At 41.3% G+C, this 16,606-nt stretch carries 9 protein-coding genes and 2 pseudogenes; all 11 read right to left on the reverse strand.

All coding sequences use genetic code 11. The features are described 5' to 3' along the window. Positions 1 to 564: 564 nt before the first annotated feature. Positions 565 to 7,791 carry an LPXTG-anchored adhesin/beta-galactosidase BgaA gene (gene bgaA, locus K1I53_RS08015; RefSeq protein ID WP_223328992.1) on the reverse strand — a complete coding sequence of 2,409 codons (7,227 nt, stop codon included), beginning with the start codon at positions 7,789 to 7,791 and terminating at the stop codon, positions 565 to 567. Positions 7,792 to 8,195: 404 nt separating this feature from the next. Beyond that, positions 8,196 to 8,573 (reverse strand): annotated as a pseudogene (locus tag K1I53_RS08020) (SMI1/KNR4 family protein); the annotation flags it as partial. Continuing rightward, positions 8,565 to 10,046, reverse strand: a pseudogene (locus K1I53_RS08025) (glycoside hydrolase family 13 protein); the annotation flags it as partial. The pseudogenes K1I53_RS08025 and K1I53_RS08020, both read right to left, overlap by 9 nt. Before the next feature lie 196 nt (positions 10,047 to 10,242). Further along, entirely contained in the window at positions 10,243 to 11,199 is a 957-nt protein-coding gene (locus tag K1I53_RS08030) for a hypothetical protein (RefSeq protein ID WP_223328993.1), read from the reverse strand. Positions 11,200 to 11,217: 18 nt separating this feature from the next. Beyond that, on the reverse strand, positions 11,218 to 11,967 hold the full coding sequence (locus tag K1I53_RS08035; RefSeq protein ID WP_223328994.1) for a hypothetical protein: 750 nt from the start codon (positions 11,965 to 11,967) through the stop codon (positions 11,218 to 11,220). Continuing rightward, positions 11,964 to 12,551 (reverse strand): SMI1/KNR4 family protein, encoded by a 588-nt coding sequence (locus K1I53_RS08040; protein ID WP_223329048.1) that lies wholly within the window; start codon positions 12,549 to 12,551, stop codon positions 11,964 to 11,966. The genes K1I53_RS08035 and K1I53_RS08040 overlap by 4 nt, the downstream gene beginning before the upstream one ends. A gap of 44 nt (positions 12,552 to 12,595) precedes the next feature. Next, complete coding sequence (locus tag K1I53_RS08045; protein ID WP_223328995.1) at positions 12,596 to 13,660, reverse strand: ankyrin repeat domain-containing protein; 1,065 nt, start codon at positions 13,658 to 13,660, stop codon at positions 12,596 to 12,598. 2 nt (positions 13,661 to 13,662) lie between these two features. Next, positions 13,663 to 14,100 carry a hypothetical protein gene (locus K1I53_RS08050; RefSeq protein WP_223328996.1) on the reverse strand — a complete coding sequence of 146 codons (438 nt, stop codon included), beginning with the start codon at positions 14,098 to 14,100 and terminating at the stop codon, positions 13,663 to 13,665. An 18-nt stretch (positions 14,101 to 14,118) separates the two neighbouring features. After that, complete coding sequence (locus tag K1I53_RS08055) at positions 14,119 to 14,688, reverse strand: SMI1/KNR4 family protein (protein WP_223328998.1); 570 nt, start codon at positions 14,686 to 14,688, stop codon at positions 14,119 to 14,121. Positions 14,689 to 14,890: 202 nt separating this feature from the next. Continuing rightward, positions 14,891 to 15,646: an SDR family NAD(P)-dependent oxidoreductase gene (locus K1I53_RS08060; RefSeq protein WP_223328999.1), complete on the reverse strand. Its 756-nt coding sequence runs from the start codon at positions 15,644 to 15,646 to the stop codon at positions 14,891 to 14,893. 20 nt (positions 15,647 to 15,666) lie between these two features. Further along, the gene (rnz, locus tag K1I53_RS08065) at positions 15,667 to 16,596 is read right to left on the reverse strand and encodes a ribonuclease Z (protein WP_223329000.1); all 930 of its coding nucleotides are present in this window, start codon (positions 16,594 to 16,596) and stop codon (positions 15,667 to 15,669) included. Between the last annotated feature and the right edge of the window lie 10 nt (positions 16,597 to 16,606).

Consider the following 16,606-nt stretch of genomic DNA (forward strand, 5'->3'; position numbering starts at 1 on the left):
TCAAGATAGGATTAACTGGCTTACCATGATATTTCACCTACGAAATACAGGAGCACCTCATGAGTGTAAATCTACTTGGAGCTTCTCTTCTATCCTTGAATATTTTCATGTGAGAACACCTGTTCTTCCATTTTTTCTATTTGAACATTATCAAATGCATAAACGGATTTACTTAATCCTTAAAATTTTTATAAGTATATCAACTCTGTCACCATGATTAACATCTAAAAAACCACTCCCATACCAAATCTCTGAAAGGTAAGGAATTTTACGCTTTCTCATCTGATCATGATCCTTCTAAAGTTGAATGGATTTTATCCGATTTTTCTCATTAAAAAATCATTTATAAAAATTACCAGTGCCTACTATTGTAGCATATTTATCAATTATTTTCAAACACGACCTCTCTTTTTATAAGTGTGAAGGGCACTTTATGAATTTTGAGCAAAATCCATTTGGAATAGGATTGACTATTCTAAACATTTGTTTACTATTATAACTCAGACGAAAAAGACCAGAGCGTCACTCTGGCCTTTTCCTGTTCAATTTAGCTTGTAACTAAACTTAGTCTTCTTTTTTGCGAGTAGTAGCTGCAAGTCCTGCACCTAAGCCCAAGAGAGCCAATCCTGCTGCTAAAGCTGACATCTGAGACTCACTTCCTGTATTTGGAAGGTGACCTTTTTCAGTTTGTGTCACTTTTTCTTCTTGAGATTGTGCTCCTGTTTGAGTCAGTTGGTGCGCATCTGGATTGACAGGAACTTGTGGATTTGGTCCTTCTTGTGCTACAGCAGTTCCCACTTCCACAATGCGATCCTGCGATGCTAGCTTATCAAAGGTTTCCTTTACAGTGCGTTTCCCATTGTCCACTTCGATGAGATGAACACGTACACCTTTTTGGCCTTCTTGGATCACACGAGTTTGTCCTACTGGAAGTTTATCGTTCTTACGTTCCTGGACTTGGAAATCAACTTCCTTTTCTTCTACTAGTAGTTCTGGTTTGTGATGAACCAAATCTCTGACACCATCAAGTGGTTGAGCCGTACCACGTTTAGTTCCAACTTCCACGATACGATCTTGCGCAACTATCTTATCAAAGGTTTCTTTCGATGTACGCTTACCATTTTCGACTTCTACTAGGTGGACACGAACACCTTTTTGACCTTCTTGAAGAACACGACTTTCACCCACATAAAGTTTGTCAGTCTTACGTTCTTGAACTTGGAAATCAATTTCCTCTTCTTCCACTAGGAGCTCTGACTTGTGATGAACCAAATCTTTGACACCATCAAGCGGTTGAGCCGTACCACGTTTAGTTCCAACTAGAAGAATCCGGTTAACAGGAGCCTGAAGCACTTCACGGAGTTTCTCTTCACGAGTTCCGTCTGGACTAACAGATGTAAGAATGCGTTCCTTACCAACTTTTCCTTTTTGTTCTACACGGGTCTCACCTATATACAGCGTTGAATCCTTTTTCTCTACTGTCTTGTAGGCTAAATCTTTTTCAACAAATTCGAGTTTTGGAAGATCTTCTTGTACAGCAGCAACTGTCTTCTCAGAAACTGGTTTTTCTTTGACTAGTTGGATACGGTATTCCTTGACTTGTTTTCCACTTTCTGAAACGAGGCGAACAAGTACTGGAAGGCTATCATCGCCACTATCTACAACTGTTGAAGCTGCTTGGTCTGTTTCTTCAACTGAAACTTTTGGACGTTGACCTTTATAGGTAATTTGATAGTCTTGACGATTTTCAGCGAAATCAGGAAGTTCTTTTCCATCTACAAGAATCTTCGATGCAGTGCTTTCTTGAGGCAATTCGCTTGGTGCAAGGAAGGTCATCTCAATCATCGCAACACCACTCTTATCAGCCTTGCGCTCCATACGCCATCTCATGGCTTTTGCTTTGACTGCTTTAAATGTTACGTTGATTTCATCACCAGCTTCAATGTCTTTATCAGCGCGATAAGGAACAGCTTCCCAATTTTCTGGATTGTTGAATGGATGGCCTGATTCATAGGCTTGGTAGTTTGAATAGTAGGTTGGCACTTCAAACTCTGGACCGACATAGCGTTCTAAAACGAGTTTAGACGGTGCATCCGTACCACTATCTGCAAAGAAGTGAAGTTTGGCTTGCGCAACAGTCCGTTCTACAATCTTGCCATTTTCACGGAAGATTACACCTGCTGATACTTCTGGTTTAGAAGATGGTGTTGGAGACCAGTTTGTCCAACGACGATTTTCATTGTGATCTCCATCATTGATATAGTCTACACGGTCATGTGAACTTGGATCAATATCATTAGTTGCAGAAGCAAAGGCTTGGTTACTATTTTCATCATACTCTGGGTTATTTGAGAGAGCTTCGCCTAGTTTGTCTGTCACTCGTACAGTGAAATCCGCAACGAGGTCACTACCAAGGACACGACCTCGAACAGTAAATTGACCTGCTTTTGTCAGATTTTCTGCTGGAACTTTTTCCCATTCAACTGCCAAGTCTTTTGCCTCATAGCCATCTTTACCTGTGAAGTAAACAGGAACCTTAGTTGGTAATTCAAGTGGTTGCCCTAGTTGCAACAAGCGAGCTTGTTTGACCGCAGCAACTGGTTTACGAGAGAGCAAGTCTTTATTGCTTGTAAAGTGTAGACGGTATTCTCCTAGGATGTCGCCATTTTCAGCTTTCGCGATGACACGAACCGGCTCACCTTCACGAACGCTTGGAACGACGGTAGCGAGACCATTGTTGCTAACACTTGCTGTTACTGCAGGAACTTTGCCATCTACAGACTCAAGATAGTAGTCTGTCAAATCAGGATTGAAGTTTGCTAAGTCTTTACCGTCAACTTGGATTCTTGTTTGTCCTTGTTTGGCTGCCGCAACTTGTTTCGCAAAGATTTGTACCTCTGTGATAGATGTTCCTTTCTTACTATCAAGTCGAACCATACGAATGCGAACCGCATAGGTCTCAACTTTATCAAAGCTAAAGTGGTTCATTTCTCCAGCCTTGAGTTGAGCTGGGGCTTTTAGATTGGTAACTGGTTTCCAGTTGGCTGGATCGTTAAATACGTGGTTTTCCTCACCTACAAAGCTAGGGTTTTTAGGTGCTGTCGGAACGATTTTACCGACATAATACTCAATCACATAAGACTTCGGTGCACCGACTCCATGGTCTTCGTGGAATCCGACACTTAGATTATCAACGGAACGTTTGCTCAAGATACCTGAATCTCCAAATAGAACACCGACTGAAGCTTCTGGATTACTACGGTTCCAGTTTGTCCAACGGTTGGCTGGGCGGTCATTAAAGGAGATCAATTTATCGTTGACGTTTGAAACAGGGTCGCTCGGATTTGAGTCTGAAGCAAAGGCAAGTGGCAATTCTGAACCGGTCCATTGGTCAGAAATGTTTGCACCTTGCTCAGTTTGAGCCGATACGCGAACATGGAGTTTAGTTGTTAATTGCGTACCTTCTAGGCGACCATTAACCGTAAAGACACCTTCCTTGGCGTATTGGTCTGGATGGATCGCGTCCCAAGTAACCTTAGCAGATGAAACGTGACCATTTGAATCGTAGGTGCGAACACTTTCTGGTAATTGTGGCGCTTCTGCGATTGGTGTTGTCACACTAACTTCTTCAACTGAAACGATACCTTCTACAGAGACTTTGGCACGCGCTTCAAGGTCAAGGCCTTCAACTTTACCTAGCACTTCAAAGGTTTGATAATGGTCTAGTTTTTCTTTTGGAATAGCTTGCCATGTGACTTTATGAGTTTTAGGGAAACCTTTGTCATACTCAACAGTTACTGTTGATGGAAGAGTAGGTTCTTGATGCAAGTCTGTTACTACGTTTACTGGACGGATAGATTGGGCAACCTTCTTCTCAGTGTTGGCTTGGATAGCGAGTTCAACTTGACCTTTAGTCCCCTCATATTCTGCTTTGAGTGTGACTGTTCCTGGTTTATGTAACTCAAGCATTCCTTTACGAACTGCGACTTCCCCTTCACCGCTTGTAGAGAAGGTCACTTTATCAGCTGGTAAAACTGCTTGCGTTCCGTCCTGATAATGAGCCCGAACAGACAATTTGACTGTTTGGTCTTCTTTGAGACCGTCAGCTTGCTCTACTTGTAAGCTCAAGTGGTCAATTTTCGGTGCTTCTTCAAGGAACTGAATTGCATAAGTTTGAAGAGAGGCACCATCATTTGGTTGAACAAAGATGCTCGCACGCATGCCGTTTGCTGCGCTTGCTTGCACCACTGTAACAGCTGCATTTTCAGCACTTGCTGCGACTTCTGGCAATTGGGCACCATAAGCAAGAGTGCGGTATTGCATTGGGTGTCGACTAGTAAGTTCTGTGACAGCTTCACCACCAACAGTTACAGTTGGCACTATAGGTGCTGCAGGATTGCCTTCTTCTACTACAAGAGTAGCATGAACGGTTTCGCCTCCCAGTTGACCAGTCATTGGAATACGTGATCCAGCAACTGACAGTTTAGCTTTATCTGCTTCCGCAATCTCCCACTTATCAACTTCGTATTCTTGTACGCTTCCATCCGTAACGGCAATAGAAACATATTTGTCAACAGCACTCAAGTCTGTTCCTGGAGCAACACGTTTAACAGTTGGTAGTTCTTTCGCAATTGCTAGAACCTCGACACGAGCCTCTACCTCACGTCCATCTGCCATACCTTTAACAGTCACAACTCCAGCTTGGCTTACATCTACAGGAGACCATGTTACTGGACGTTTTTCACGACTGCCATCACTGTAGACAAAAGCGACGGTCTTCGGCATTTTTGGTTCTTTCTCGATAACAGTACGTACTTTTGGTACCTCTGTTCCTAGAACTGTCTTTTCTTGTCCTTCTTTCTTACCAGTAAAGACTGTTACTTGACCAGATTTCAAGAGATCCGAATGAGCTGTCAGCGTGAATTTACCTGCTTGTTCAGTTGATTTGACAATAGCAACCCCTTTACCGTTAAAGGCTCTGCGAATCCAAGAACCATCTGCTTGTGCCTTATAGCGTTCACGACTGGCTTGTTCCCCATTATCGACACCGACCAGTTGACCTTGTCCGTGCAATTGGAAGCGAACCAGATTATTGGCAGTTGGTACTACATTTCCTTGACTGTCAACGATTTCGTAGTAGATGTATGTCAAGTCTTTTCCATCTGCTGCGATTGCATGTTCTTCCTTGATGAGTCGAACACCTGCTGGTTGGCCTGCAGTAGTAATCTTGTCACGTGCAATTTCTTTTCCAGCTTCATCTCGTGCTACAGCTTCCAGAGTACCTGGTTGGTAAGCAACCTTCCACTCGAGGTAGAGTTCCTTAGCATTGGCACCTTCTTGGTAGGTACGGCCATCGCTGGTTTGTTTTTTATTGAAGGTCTTAACTCCGAGAGATTGACCGTTCAAGAACAATTCTACGCTTGCAGCGTTAGAGTATGCGCGAACTGGGATTTTTCCGTCTGCATCAGCCACATTCGCTTTTAAAGTAGGGTTTTCCCAGTTCCAGTGAGGAAGAAGGTGAACCATTGGTTTCTTCTTAGCAGAAACCCATTGGCTTTGGTAGAGATAGAAGTCATGTTTTGGAATACCAGCTGTATCTACGATTCCAAAATAAGAGCTCTTAACGGGAGTTTGGTTTTGGTTGTGCCATGGTGTAGGCTCACCGATATAGTCCGTACCTGTCCAGATAAACTGTCCAGCATAGCCAGCGTTGTCACGGTCAAAAGTCCATGAATCTGTTGCCGTTTTACCCCAGCCAACTCGGTCATTACCATAGTCAGACTGTTCGTAATTACGTTCAGGTCCGTTACTATGTTTCAATTCACTTTCAGGACGATAATAGCTGCCACGTGTACGGGTTGCTGAAGATGTTTCTGAACCGTAAATCAACCATTTTGGATGTTTCGCACGAAGTTTCTTGTAGTTGTCTTCTGAGTAGTTGAAACCAACTGCATCAAGTTCTTCGGCAATCTTCTCATGACCACCACTACCATCTCCAAAGCGGAACTTATCTGCTCCCATGGTAACATAACGAGTCTTATCAACATCTTTAATCACTTTTACTAAGCGTTTAACCGTTGCAAGTGAGTGTGCATCACCGTTGGCTTCACCGATTTCATTCCCGATAGACCACATGAAGACAGCTGGGTTATTTTTGTCTCTTTCGACCATGGTACGAAGATCGTAGTCAGACCATTTTTCACCTTTTCTAGCTTCTGGGTGAGTGGCATCTTTTTCAAAGAAACGTCCGTAATCATAAGGTTTTTTGCCATTATACCAGGTATCAAAGGCCTCTTCCTGAACAAGCAAACCAAGTTCTGCTGCGATTTGCAAGGTCTGTGGACTTGCAGGGTTATGAGTTGTACGGATGGAGTTAACGCCCATCTCCTTCATTTGTTTGAGACGACGGTATTCTGCTTTATAATTTTCTTCTGCTCCAAGCGCTCCGTGGTCATGGTGCAAGGAAACACCATGGAATTTAATGCGTTCACCATTCAAAGAGAAACCTTCATTTGGAGTCCAGTGATAGTAACGGTAACCAAACAAATCTTTCTTAGCATCAACCAACTGACCGTCACGGTAAACACGCGTAACCAGTTCATACAAGGCAGGTTTGTCATTCAAAACTGTCCAGAGTTTTGGTCTTTCCACTTCTAAAATCGCATCAAGACTTGTTGATTCATGTGCCTTCAAGGTACGACTCGCTGTACGAACCAAGCCCGTTACAGCCTGACCACCACGTTCAACGATTTGATATTCTGCCACCAGTTCATGGTCTTTATCATCTGTATTGATGATTTTGCTGGCTACATGAGTTTCAACCTTGCCATGTTGCTGTTGTTCCAGTTTTGGCGTTAAGATGGTTGTTCCATTTTTCTCAACATGAACTTTATCTGTCATTTGCAAGGTCACATCACGATAGATACCACTACCTGAGTACCAACGGCTACTTGGTTGTTTGTTGACTGCATGGACAGCAATCACATTCTCACGACCATCTTTGTGAAGGTATTTGGTAATATCATATGAGAACTGGTTATAACCATTTGGATAATGCCCCACTAACTGGCCATTGACATAGACTTGAGAGTCCATGTAGACGCCATCAAAGGTCACACGAACATTTTTCTTGAGATCTTTTTCATCAAGTTTAAAGGTCTTGCGATACCAAGCTTCACCACCATTGAGCTGTCCACCTTCGTTTTGGGCAGGTGATTGATGGTCAAAGTCGTTAAAGATACTCCAGTCGTGTGGAAGATCCAATTTTTGCCATGTTGATACATCGGCATCTGACTTCACAGCTTCTTTAGGATTCGCATTGAGTTTAAAGTGCCAATTTTGATTAAAATCTACTTTTCTATCTTCAATCATTTGATTCACTTCTTCATTTGTCACAGCTTTCAAATCTTCCTTGACAGGCTTTTCTTGACTTGAAGCTTGGGATTCTACCTTTGGAGCTGTTTCTTCAGGTTTTAGAGATGCTTTCTCCTCTTTTGGAGCTACAGTTTCATCTTCTTTCTTCTCTGGTTTGCTTGCTTCAATTGGAGCAGCTTGACTTTGATCGACACTTGCAGCATCCTTGTGCTCTGCTACAGCTTGATCCTCTTTTTCCTCTAATGCTGGACTTTCTACAGTGTGAGTAATAGGAGTTTCATCCGCGAAAACTGGTGATTCTCCAATGGTACTTCCTCCAAATAGAACCGCACAGGTTCCAATCATGACAGAGCAAGCTCCTACAGCAAACTTACGAATACTGTAGATTCTTTTACGATTCCAATGGCCTTTTTCCATAAAATCCTCCTTTAGCAACCGCTTTCATTTATTTGTGAGCGCATTACTTTTTTCATAGCCTTTTACCCTTATTTTATAAAACAATATAAGAAACTTCAATACTGGCAGCATAAAAATCATACTTTTGATTCTTTTTTCTATAATTTGTAGAAAAGTTTAAAAATCTGAATGTAGATTTAGTGAATGGTTTTACTAAAAAAGGCGGTGGGACAGAAATCGATAGACAAAGTCTCGATTTCGTAGTCCCAGCCTCGCGAGGATGATTAGGAGCTTTTTGGAGTCTGAAAGACGAACAAAAAGTTCAATCAGCTACCGCGTCAAAGTTTGATTGCTAAAAAAAGTGAGGTCGGGATCTTTTGTCCCAACCTCTTTTACGGACTATCAAACTGATATTTCCTTATAGATTATTGACTAGATTTCCCCTTTTCCAAAAGATTGACCATCTCATTTTTACGCTCTTCTAGCTCGGCAATTTGCTGGAGTAAAAGTCCTGTAAAATCACATTCAAGCTCTTCAGTTTCGCTACTATTATACCAATCTAGAGCTACATTATGATTGTCCTTATCAAAGCAAAAAATCACATCTCCATCCCCGATGATAGACAGAAATGGAATATAATCCACAAAGCCCAGAGCGTGTAATTCCTTGGTTTTAAGTCGAATGTCTAAGAAGTCTGGGATGCCATTTGCAATTCCCAAGACCTTAATACCTCGACAGAAGGTCCAAAATGGTGCTACATCGTAAGCCTTAGCTCTTGGCCTTAGCTCTTCTCTGACTTCCATGTCCTCAGACACACGGTCCCAAGGCATGACACGACGGCAATCAGGGTCTGGTCCACCAATTAGTGCTAGCTCTGTTCCGTAATAGATACAAGGAGTCCCTTTTTGAAGGTAGAGGAAGGTTAAAGCAGCCTTAACATGTTGGAGATTTCCTTTGGCAGTTGTAAGAATACGCTCTGTATCGTGAGAATCCAGGAGATTTAACATAACCTCTGAGATTTGTTGCTTGTAGTACATTGACTAGCTATTGATTTCTGAAATGAACTGCTCTGTCTTTTTATGCTGACGCAAGAAATAATCCTTGATACTTTCAGAGAGCGGGTAGTTCATGACTGCATGGAACTCATCTCCTTTTAGCCAAGGCTGAGACGTATGCCAGATTTCACCTGAAATATACAAATCAGGCTTTTTAGCGAGAACTGCCTTTCTAAAATCTTTCCAGAACTGATGGTCAATTTCATTGGCAACGTCCAAGCGCCAAGCTTCGATATCAAAATTCTCAATCCAGTAAGTTGCAACACTGAGAAGATAGTCTTTGACTTCAGGATTTGCTGTATTTAACTTAGGCATATAGCTAGCAAAGGCAAAGGTATGATAAGGGAGTTCTCTTGGATTCTGAAGTTTATCCTCTGTAATTGGAAACTCTTGAATATGGAACCAATCTTTATAAGGGGGATTTTCTCCATTTTTTAGAACATCCTGCCATTGGGCAGACTGGTAGCCGATATGATTGAAAACAGCATCTAGCATAATCTTAATGCAACGTTTATGAGCTTCCTCGACTAAATTAGCAAAGACTTCTTTGTCTCCAAAGTGACGGTCAATTTCAAAATAATCCGTCGTATCGTACTTGTGATTGGTCGTTGCTTCAAAAATCGGACATAGATAAAGTCCAGTGATTCCCAAATCTTTTAGATAGTCTAGATGGTCGATAATCCCTTGTAAATCTCCACCAAAAAAGTCATCCCTATTAGGTGCAATGGCAGCATCCCACTCTCGAGCTCCATCTGGAGTCAAATTAGGATTTCCATTAGCAAATCGTTCTGGGAAAATCTGGTACCAAACGGTATTTGAAACCCAGCTAGGAACCTGACATCCGTCGATTTCATGAATATAGGGAAGCTTAAAGCCATTTCCTTCCGCATCCAAGTTTTCTTGAGTATGTTCCACACAACCCTTATCACCGTAGAAAATACCCTGACCTTCCTCATCAAGGAGTTCAAAGAGATACTGAATCCGTGCAAAATCAACCGATACTGTAACCTGCCAATAATCAAATAAAGCATCCGAGGTTGCTTTAGTCATTTCTTTCTTGGCTTCATACTTATCCTCGATGAAGATAAAGGGATCTCCATAATGTAAAATGACCTGCTGGACATCATTTTTCTTGGTTCTGATTCGGATATGTAGCTGACCTTCTTTGTAAAGATAAGCATACTCTGATTCTTGTCTATGATAAATGGCTGTTAATTCCATATTTTGTCTCCTAAATAATTATCATCAACAAAAACGCAAACGTTTTCACAATTGCTATTTCTAGTATACTATTTTAAGATTCGATTTGCAATACTTGGTCAAATTTGACAAGAAAACAGCTCAAAATAAATACTGTAGACTAATCAAAAAATATCAGCACCTATCTATAAAAAGCTCCCAAACTCAGCCTCACAGCCTAGTCAATCCGACAAAGGGCAAGTTCTTTTAATCCTCTGTCGTACAGGAAGGTTAAACAAAAGTTGTCTGTTATATTTTGAAGCTTGTGTTTACTCATTCCTCTAGGCAAGGCTATATCGCACAATTCTCTCGTCGCCAGAGAAAATAGCTTTTGCTTGCCCCTCCAATCATCATTCTTAAATAGGGGGCTCAGGATAATATAAGGCGAATCCGTAAAAATTCCATTGACACCAGCTTTTTTACCTAAAGCCTTTAAATGTTCAGATTCTAATAACTTTTCGATAATACGACCATCACTAGAGATTTTAACAAGAGCATAATAGTCCATGCCCCATTTATTGACAGAGGTTTGAGTTTCTCCAGAGCTAAAGGCATAGAGCTCTTGCTTCCAAGATTTCATACTATCGATTTTAGGATAAAAACTTGAGTTCGTGTCGTGGTGATTTAACTCTTTTTTATCAATATGCGAATAAGTGGTCCACTTCGCCTGCTTTTTCTCTCGATCAAATTCTAAAAGGGCAAAGTTTCTTGCCTGATTTGTATAAACTTGATTTTCAAAACACACGGGTATCTGGTCGCTATCTGATACGATTTGAAAATATCTCTCTTGTGCCTTTTTAGGAAGTATACTTTGCGGATCCTTTATGGCAATGATTTCTGGATTAGAAAAATCACCAGTGTAATAGACTATTTCCTTGCCAGCCTTGATGATGCCAATATTTTGTCCATCTGTAAAGAGTAGAGGCTCTTCCTCCCAAACATGGTCACAATACCAAGCATCTATCTCCTTCATACCCAAAGGTGATACTTCAAGCAGACAGTAGAGATTGAAAGCTTCCTTCTCACTGGTCAAGACAAAGGCTCTACCATCATGTAACATGACAGAATTGAAAACACTATTGTAGTCCTTGTCTAGTTCCCATTTATTCAATAGACTTAACTTTAACTTCCCCATTTTCTCTCTCCTAATCCATCACCACTCGTTGATGGCAAATAGAATGGCTGATCTAATATTTCTTAGCAATTGATCTGAAAGTTCATCGTATACTTGACCCAGTCCCTTATCTTGTGCCAGCCATCCAGGTTCATCATTCCAGGAGCCCATTCCTCCAAAAACATCCGCTGAGCTTGCAGCTCTAAATATGCTTAGATGTTGCAGTGGAATTTGAGGTTCTGCCAGTCCTTTACCAGATTCTGGGTCTAGCAAAAAGTTTCTAGCAGATTGAAAGACTTTGGCAAAGTTGTCACATTCAATTTTAATTGCTAGATTTTCTATACGAGCCAATACGTCCTCAAATTCTTCCATATTATTTTCATAGTGGGGAATGTCTTGAGAAGACCTTTCCCATTCATACTCGGTGTAGGTAACATCCCAGCCTCTGCCTGGGGAAGCAGATTTCCAATTTGGTAGGAAATAACTTGCCTTCCCATCTTTATAAAAACAGAGAATTGAACTCTGTGTTGTATTAGAGAAGCCTAAAATACCTCTGTCTTCAACTAAAATAGGACAAAATAATTGTAAGTCCTTCAAACCTTTTTCCTTAAGATTTTCAAACCAATCAGATACAGAAAGTTCTGTAGCTTCCCCATTTTTTGACGGCAAAATTTGAAAGTTCAATTTATTTGTATATTTTTCAGGCTTATAGCATATTTCTTTAGCATTTTTTAAAGCCTTCCTAGCTGCTGCCACGATACAGGCTATTTGGTACATTTGTCCATTCATATGATCTCATCCATTATCCCTTCAATCAGATTTGTAAGGCTTTCTGCCACATAGATAATTTCATCAGGATCATGGATGTAGCAAATAACCTGACCTTCCTGAGCCTCCTGGTCTGGATCAAAATCCAGCATAAGATAACAAGAGTCACAATACTGAGCAAAAGGAAGCCATTTTTTATTAAAAAGATAGGGCTTAATTCTACTATCATGCATGTTTTCTAGGTCTTGACTAGAAAAATAGTCGGGAAATTCGGTTAACAGAGCATCTCTATTTTGAAAGTATTTTTTACAAGTCTCAATTTCCTGTAGACTCATGAGAGAAAAAGTCAAATCTCTCTGGTCAATTACACAAGGTAAAATAGAGAGGTATTTACTCCCATTTTTATAGCTATAAAGCTCTTTGAAGTCACTAAGTAGACGAATGCCAAATATTTCCTCAAAGGCTTGAAGCTCTTCCTCAGAAGCACCAGAAATGCCCTGATAATCTTCCAGATATCCTTCCTCTACAGGATCATCCAAATCCCAGTCTTCAAAACACTCACAAATATAAGTTTCTATTTTTTTAACTTGGTCAATTAGTTGCATCATTTCACCATGATTTCTTTATTTTATCTGTCTTCCAATGCTTTTTACCGCTTATAACTTGTTTTTTCTAGGAGAAGGGGTTCAGGATTTTGCTTAATCCAAGCAATAGCTAGCTGACACAGGCGGTCTAGGCGAGGCTCGTCATCAAAATCTTTCCCATGAACTTGAGCAATAAGCTCTTTAGTCTCTTCTAATTCTTGATCTGAAAGGGGGATTCCTAGAGACAAGTATTGAGGGAGAGCTTGAAGCATTTTTCTATAGTCCCTGTCCCAGTTGACTCCACCATTGCGATCCAGTTCATCTCGAACTCGACCTGGTATACGAATAACTTCTCCCTGAACAGTTTTGGCTGCTCCACTTGAAGGAATCAAGAAAGACCATAGTTCCTCATATTGCTCCTCCCAGCTACCTTCTTTTACGAGAATCGGAGAAACTCCATCGTGGGTTATTCGTTTGGCTACCGGCTTGACATCAAACAAAGCATAAAGTTTTTCTAGACCCTGATCTGCTGCTTCTAGATAGTCGGGATTGATCCCTTCTCTATGAAATTCAAAATCTTTACCGATATTTTCGACCTTTTCTTTCATAGCAGATGTTTTCTTAGCACCTGCATACAACAGCATAGAGGCAATTTCAGCTGTTTGGGCAATATAGATTCCCCGACAGACAGTGAGAACGGAGTCTAGTGGAGTCTGTCCCCTATCATTTTTAGGGTTAACATTTGCTCCCTTTTCTATGAGAAGTGCAACGGTCTTAGGATGAAAAAACTCAGCTGCCATATGCAGAGGTGTATTTCCATAAGTATTGCTTTTTTCAATATCTGCCCCCAATTCGAGCAAGAGTTTTACAGTCTCTCTTCCCATGGTTGCCTGACGGTACAAAGGAGTCGCTCCATAATAATCAGGGATATTGATATCCAAGCCCTGTTCGACAAGCCAGATAACCAATTCATCCGGGACTCCTCCCATATGCAGAGGTGTACATAAGCTAAATCTTCCATCATGAGCGGTTAATTCACAACGGTCATAGACTGCTTTAAGGGCTTCAATATTTCCTTCATCCATTAAATCCTTAAACTCTTTTGGTAATGTAACTCTTTTCTTTGCCATTTTTAGTTCCTTTCTTCTGATTCAGCATCTAGGGCAAGCCAATGAAGTTTGTCAACCGTTTTCAAAGTCAGGACTTGTCCATCATAATCATTTTTCAACTCAAGACCGTTTTGCTCAATAGATATATGATTGTACCAGTAGTCTAGGCTGGCGTATTCCCCCGTATGAATGTTGATGAGCATACTCGTTATGGGATTCCAAGTCCCTTTCTTAACTGTTTCTGCTAAGAGGTAGTAAGCATCTAAAAATATGAGATTTCTCCCATAGATCCAAAAGGGCAGATCAAGCCCCAACAAAGGCAACCTGGCAGAAAAAATCTCATCACCGTGTGGTGGAACGGTTTCATAATGAAATTCTATCTCACTGCCATAATAGGCAATCAGGGCTCCCTGACATCCGATATTTTGAGGAATCCCTTCCTCAGCTACAATAAATTCCATGACCTGCTCCTTCTATTTTCAATCATAAAACCCGACCAGACTCTGCCAAAATATCAAACTGGACGCATGACCTATTCTAGTCATCAAGTGGATGAAGTCACTTTCACAACCCTTCCAAACTGCAGATTGGGCCGTTCCCATGGCTCTAACAAATGCTAGAAAATCTGGTGTCAGCCATATTTTTTCATCATAGTTCATCTCTGCATCAAGAGCATAGACCGCCCCAGATTGACAATCCAGCAAAATAGTGTAGGGATCTCCATTTGCAATGATGATCAAGCCTCTTTCTTGTAGAGTCGAGTAATCGTGGTATTCCAAATTGCGATTGATCAGCCAAGTAAGACTAGTGTCGTCCCCATATCCAAACTGGTAACTTAAAAAACCGACCTGCCCCCAGTTATAGGCCAAAATATACTTCCTAAAAATCGGATCCAAATCTTGTATTTGCAGTTGTTTTTTCAAACGATCCAGTTCAGACACAGGCACTTCAGTATGGCTCGGGACAATTCCTTCTCTTATCTCAGGGTCAAGCCCTTGCATTGCTTCCTCAATAATGGAAATAATTTGGTCAATTGTCAATAATTCCATTGTCAACCTCCGGCTATACATAGGGCATTATCTAGGGTAAGCTAGCTGGTTTGGGACTTCATTTATCTAATGAACTTTCTTATCTCAATTATACTCCAAAACTATCAAATAGAGATAAACTACCAGTATTTTCAGGGATTATTTTTGATCAACAACTCCTCCTTATTAAAGCAAAAAGCCATTCCTCAAGGGAACAGCTTTCTCACTTATAATTAAAGATTCCCCCTGCCAACTTATCAGCTAGTTTAGGAAAGAGGCTATAAAATTTGTGGGCTAAATTGAGCAAAAGTGGAAGATTGAGTTCTCGTTTGTTTTTTCCTATGGTCTTGACGATTTTTTTAGCAACCACATCTGGTTCTAAGAGAAATCGATCAACAGACTTGAGGTAGCTGCCATCTGGGTCTGCCTGGTCAAAAAATCCTGTTCGGATTGGACCTGGATTGACTGTTGTTACATAAACACCATAGGGCATAAGTTCGAGGCGCAGAGCGTTTGAAAATCCAATCGCTGCAAACTTTGTCGCTGAGTAGAGACTGGACTTGCTAGTCGCTATCAAACCTGCCATGCTGACGATATTGATGATATGCCCTTTTCCCCTCTCCTTCATACGAGCCGCAAGACGACGAGACAGATTCATCAGAGCAAAGGTATTGACCTCAAACATCTGGTGAATGTCTTGATTAGAAATCTGATCAAAGTCTTCAAAAATTCCATAGCCAGCATTGTTGATTAAGACATCAATTTTACCATAACGGAGATAGAGGTCAGCTACCAGATCTTCTAGGATCGAGTCATCAGTAATATCGATTTCAATCAATTCTACATGGGGATGATTTCCATATAGCTCCGACAGTTTTTCCTTGTTTCTACCTAGTAAGATGAGTTGGTCATCTGGCAAGAGTTTGACTATTTCTTGAGCTAGGTCACCGCTAGCCCCTGTAATGAGAATAGTAGACATACTTATCCTTTCAATAACTGCTAGATTTCCACTTCTTCCAAGTCTTTAACCACGTGGACATTTTCAAAAACAGTTGCCGCATCTTTCTTGAGCTGACTGATATCTTTTGAAAGGAAACGAGCACTGATATGATTGAGCAAGAGGCGCTTGGCTCCTGCTTCTGCTGCTACTTGCGCAGCCTGCATATTGGTTGAGTGACCATGGTTACGGGCAATTTTCTCATCGCCCTTTCCATAAGTTGACTCATGGACCAGGACATCAGCATTGACGCCTAGACGCACACTGGCATTGGTTTTTCGGGTGTCTCCAAGAATAGTAACTACCTTGCCAGGTCGTGGTGCTGAGATATAGTCAGCTGCCTTGATTTCAGTTCCGTCTTCGAGAACAACATCCTGACCGCTTTTGATTTTTCCAAAAAGCGGGCCAAATGGCACACCTGCAGCTTTGAGTTTTTCAGCATTCAAGGTACCTTCTAGGTCCTTTTGCATAACGCGATAGCCAACACAGAAAATAGTGTGGTCCAACTCCTCTGCATATACAGTAAATTTATCGGTCTCAAGGATTCTCCCTAGAGAATCTTGGTCAAACTCATGAAAATGAATTTTATAAGGCAGGCGAGAACCTGATACACGAAGACTAGTCAAGACGAAAGACTTGATTCCTTGGGGACCATAGATTTCCAAATCTGTCTGCTCTTCATTGGCCTGAAAAGCACGGCTAGAGAGAAATCCTGGCAAGCCAAAGATGTGGTCTCCATGCAGGTGGGTGATAAAGATTTTGCTGACCTTCCGTGGTCGAATCGTGGTTTCCAGAATGCGATTTTGCGTTCCTTCTCCACAGTCAAAGAGCCAAACTTCGTTAATCTCGTCCAAGAGTTTCAGGGCGAGACTAGAGACGTTGCGGGCTTTAGAGGGCTGACCAGCCCCTGTTCCTAAAAATTGAATATCCATTCGATACTTT

Origin of the sequence: Streptococcus oralis, from assembly GCF_019929365.1 — a bacterium.
GTDB classification, from domain to species: domain Bacteria; phylum Bacillota; class Bacilli; order Lactobacillales; family Streptococcaceae; genus Streptococcus; species Streptococcus oralis_BT.

Coding starts and splice junctions, on each gene's coding strand:
- bgaA (WP_223328992.1), bottom strand. CDS start 7,791: ATGGAAAAAGGCCATTGGAATCGTAAAAGAATCTACAGTATTCGTAAG.
- K1I53_RS08030 (WP_223328993.1), bottom strand. CDS start 11,199: ATGGGGAAGTTAAAGTTAAGTCTATTGAATAAATGGGAACTAGACAAG.
- K1I53_RS08035 (WP_223328994.1), bottom strand. CDS start 11,967: ATGAATGGACAAATGTACCAAATAGCCTGTATCGTGGCAGCAGCTAGG.
- K1I53_RS08040 (WP_223329048.1), bottom strand. CDS start 12,551: ATGCAACTAATTGACCAAGTTAAAAAAATAGAAACTTATATTTGTGAG.
- K1I53_RS08045 (WP_223328995.1), bottom strand. CDS start 13,660: ATGGCAAAGAAAAGAGTTACATTACCAAAAGAGTTTAAGGATTTAATG.
- K1I53_RS08050 (WP_223328996.1), bottom strand. CDS start 14,100: ATGGAATTTATTGTAGCTGAGGAAGGGATTCCTCAAAATATCGGATGT.
- K1I53_RS08055 (WP_223328998.1), bottom strand. CDS start 14,688: ATGGAATTATTGACAATTGACCAAATTATTTCCATTATTGAGGAAGCA.
- K1I53_RS08060 (WP_223328999.1), bottom strand. CDS start 15,646: ATGTCTACTATTCTCATTACAGGGGCTAGCGGTGACCTAGCTCAAGAA.
- rnz (WP_223329000.1), bottom strand. CDS start 16,596: ATGGATATTCAATTTTTAGGAACAGGGGCTGGTCAGCCCTCTAAAGCC.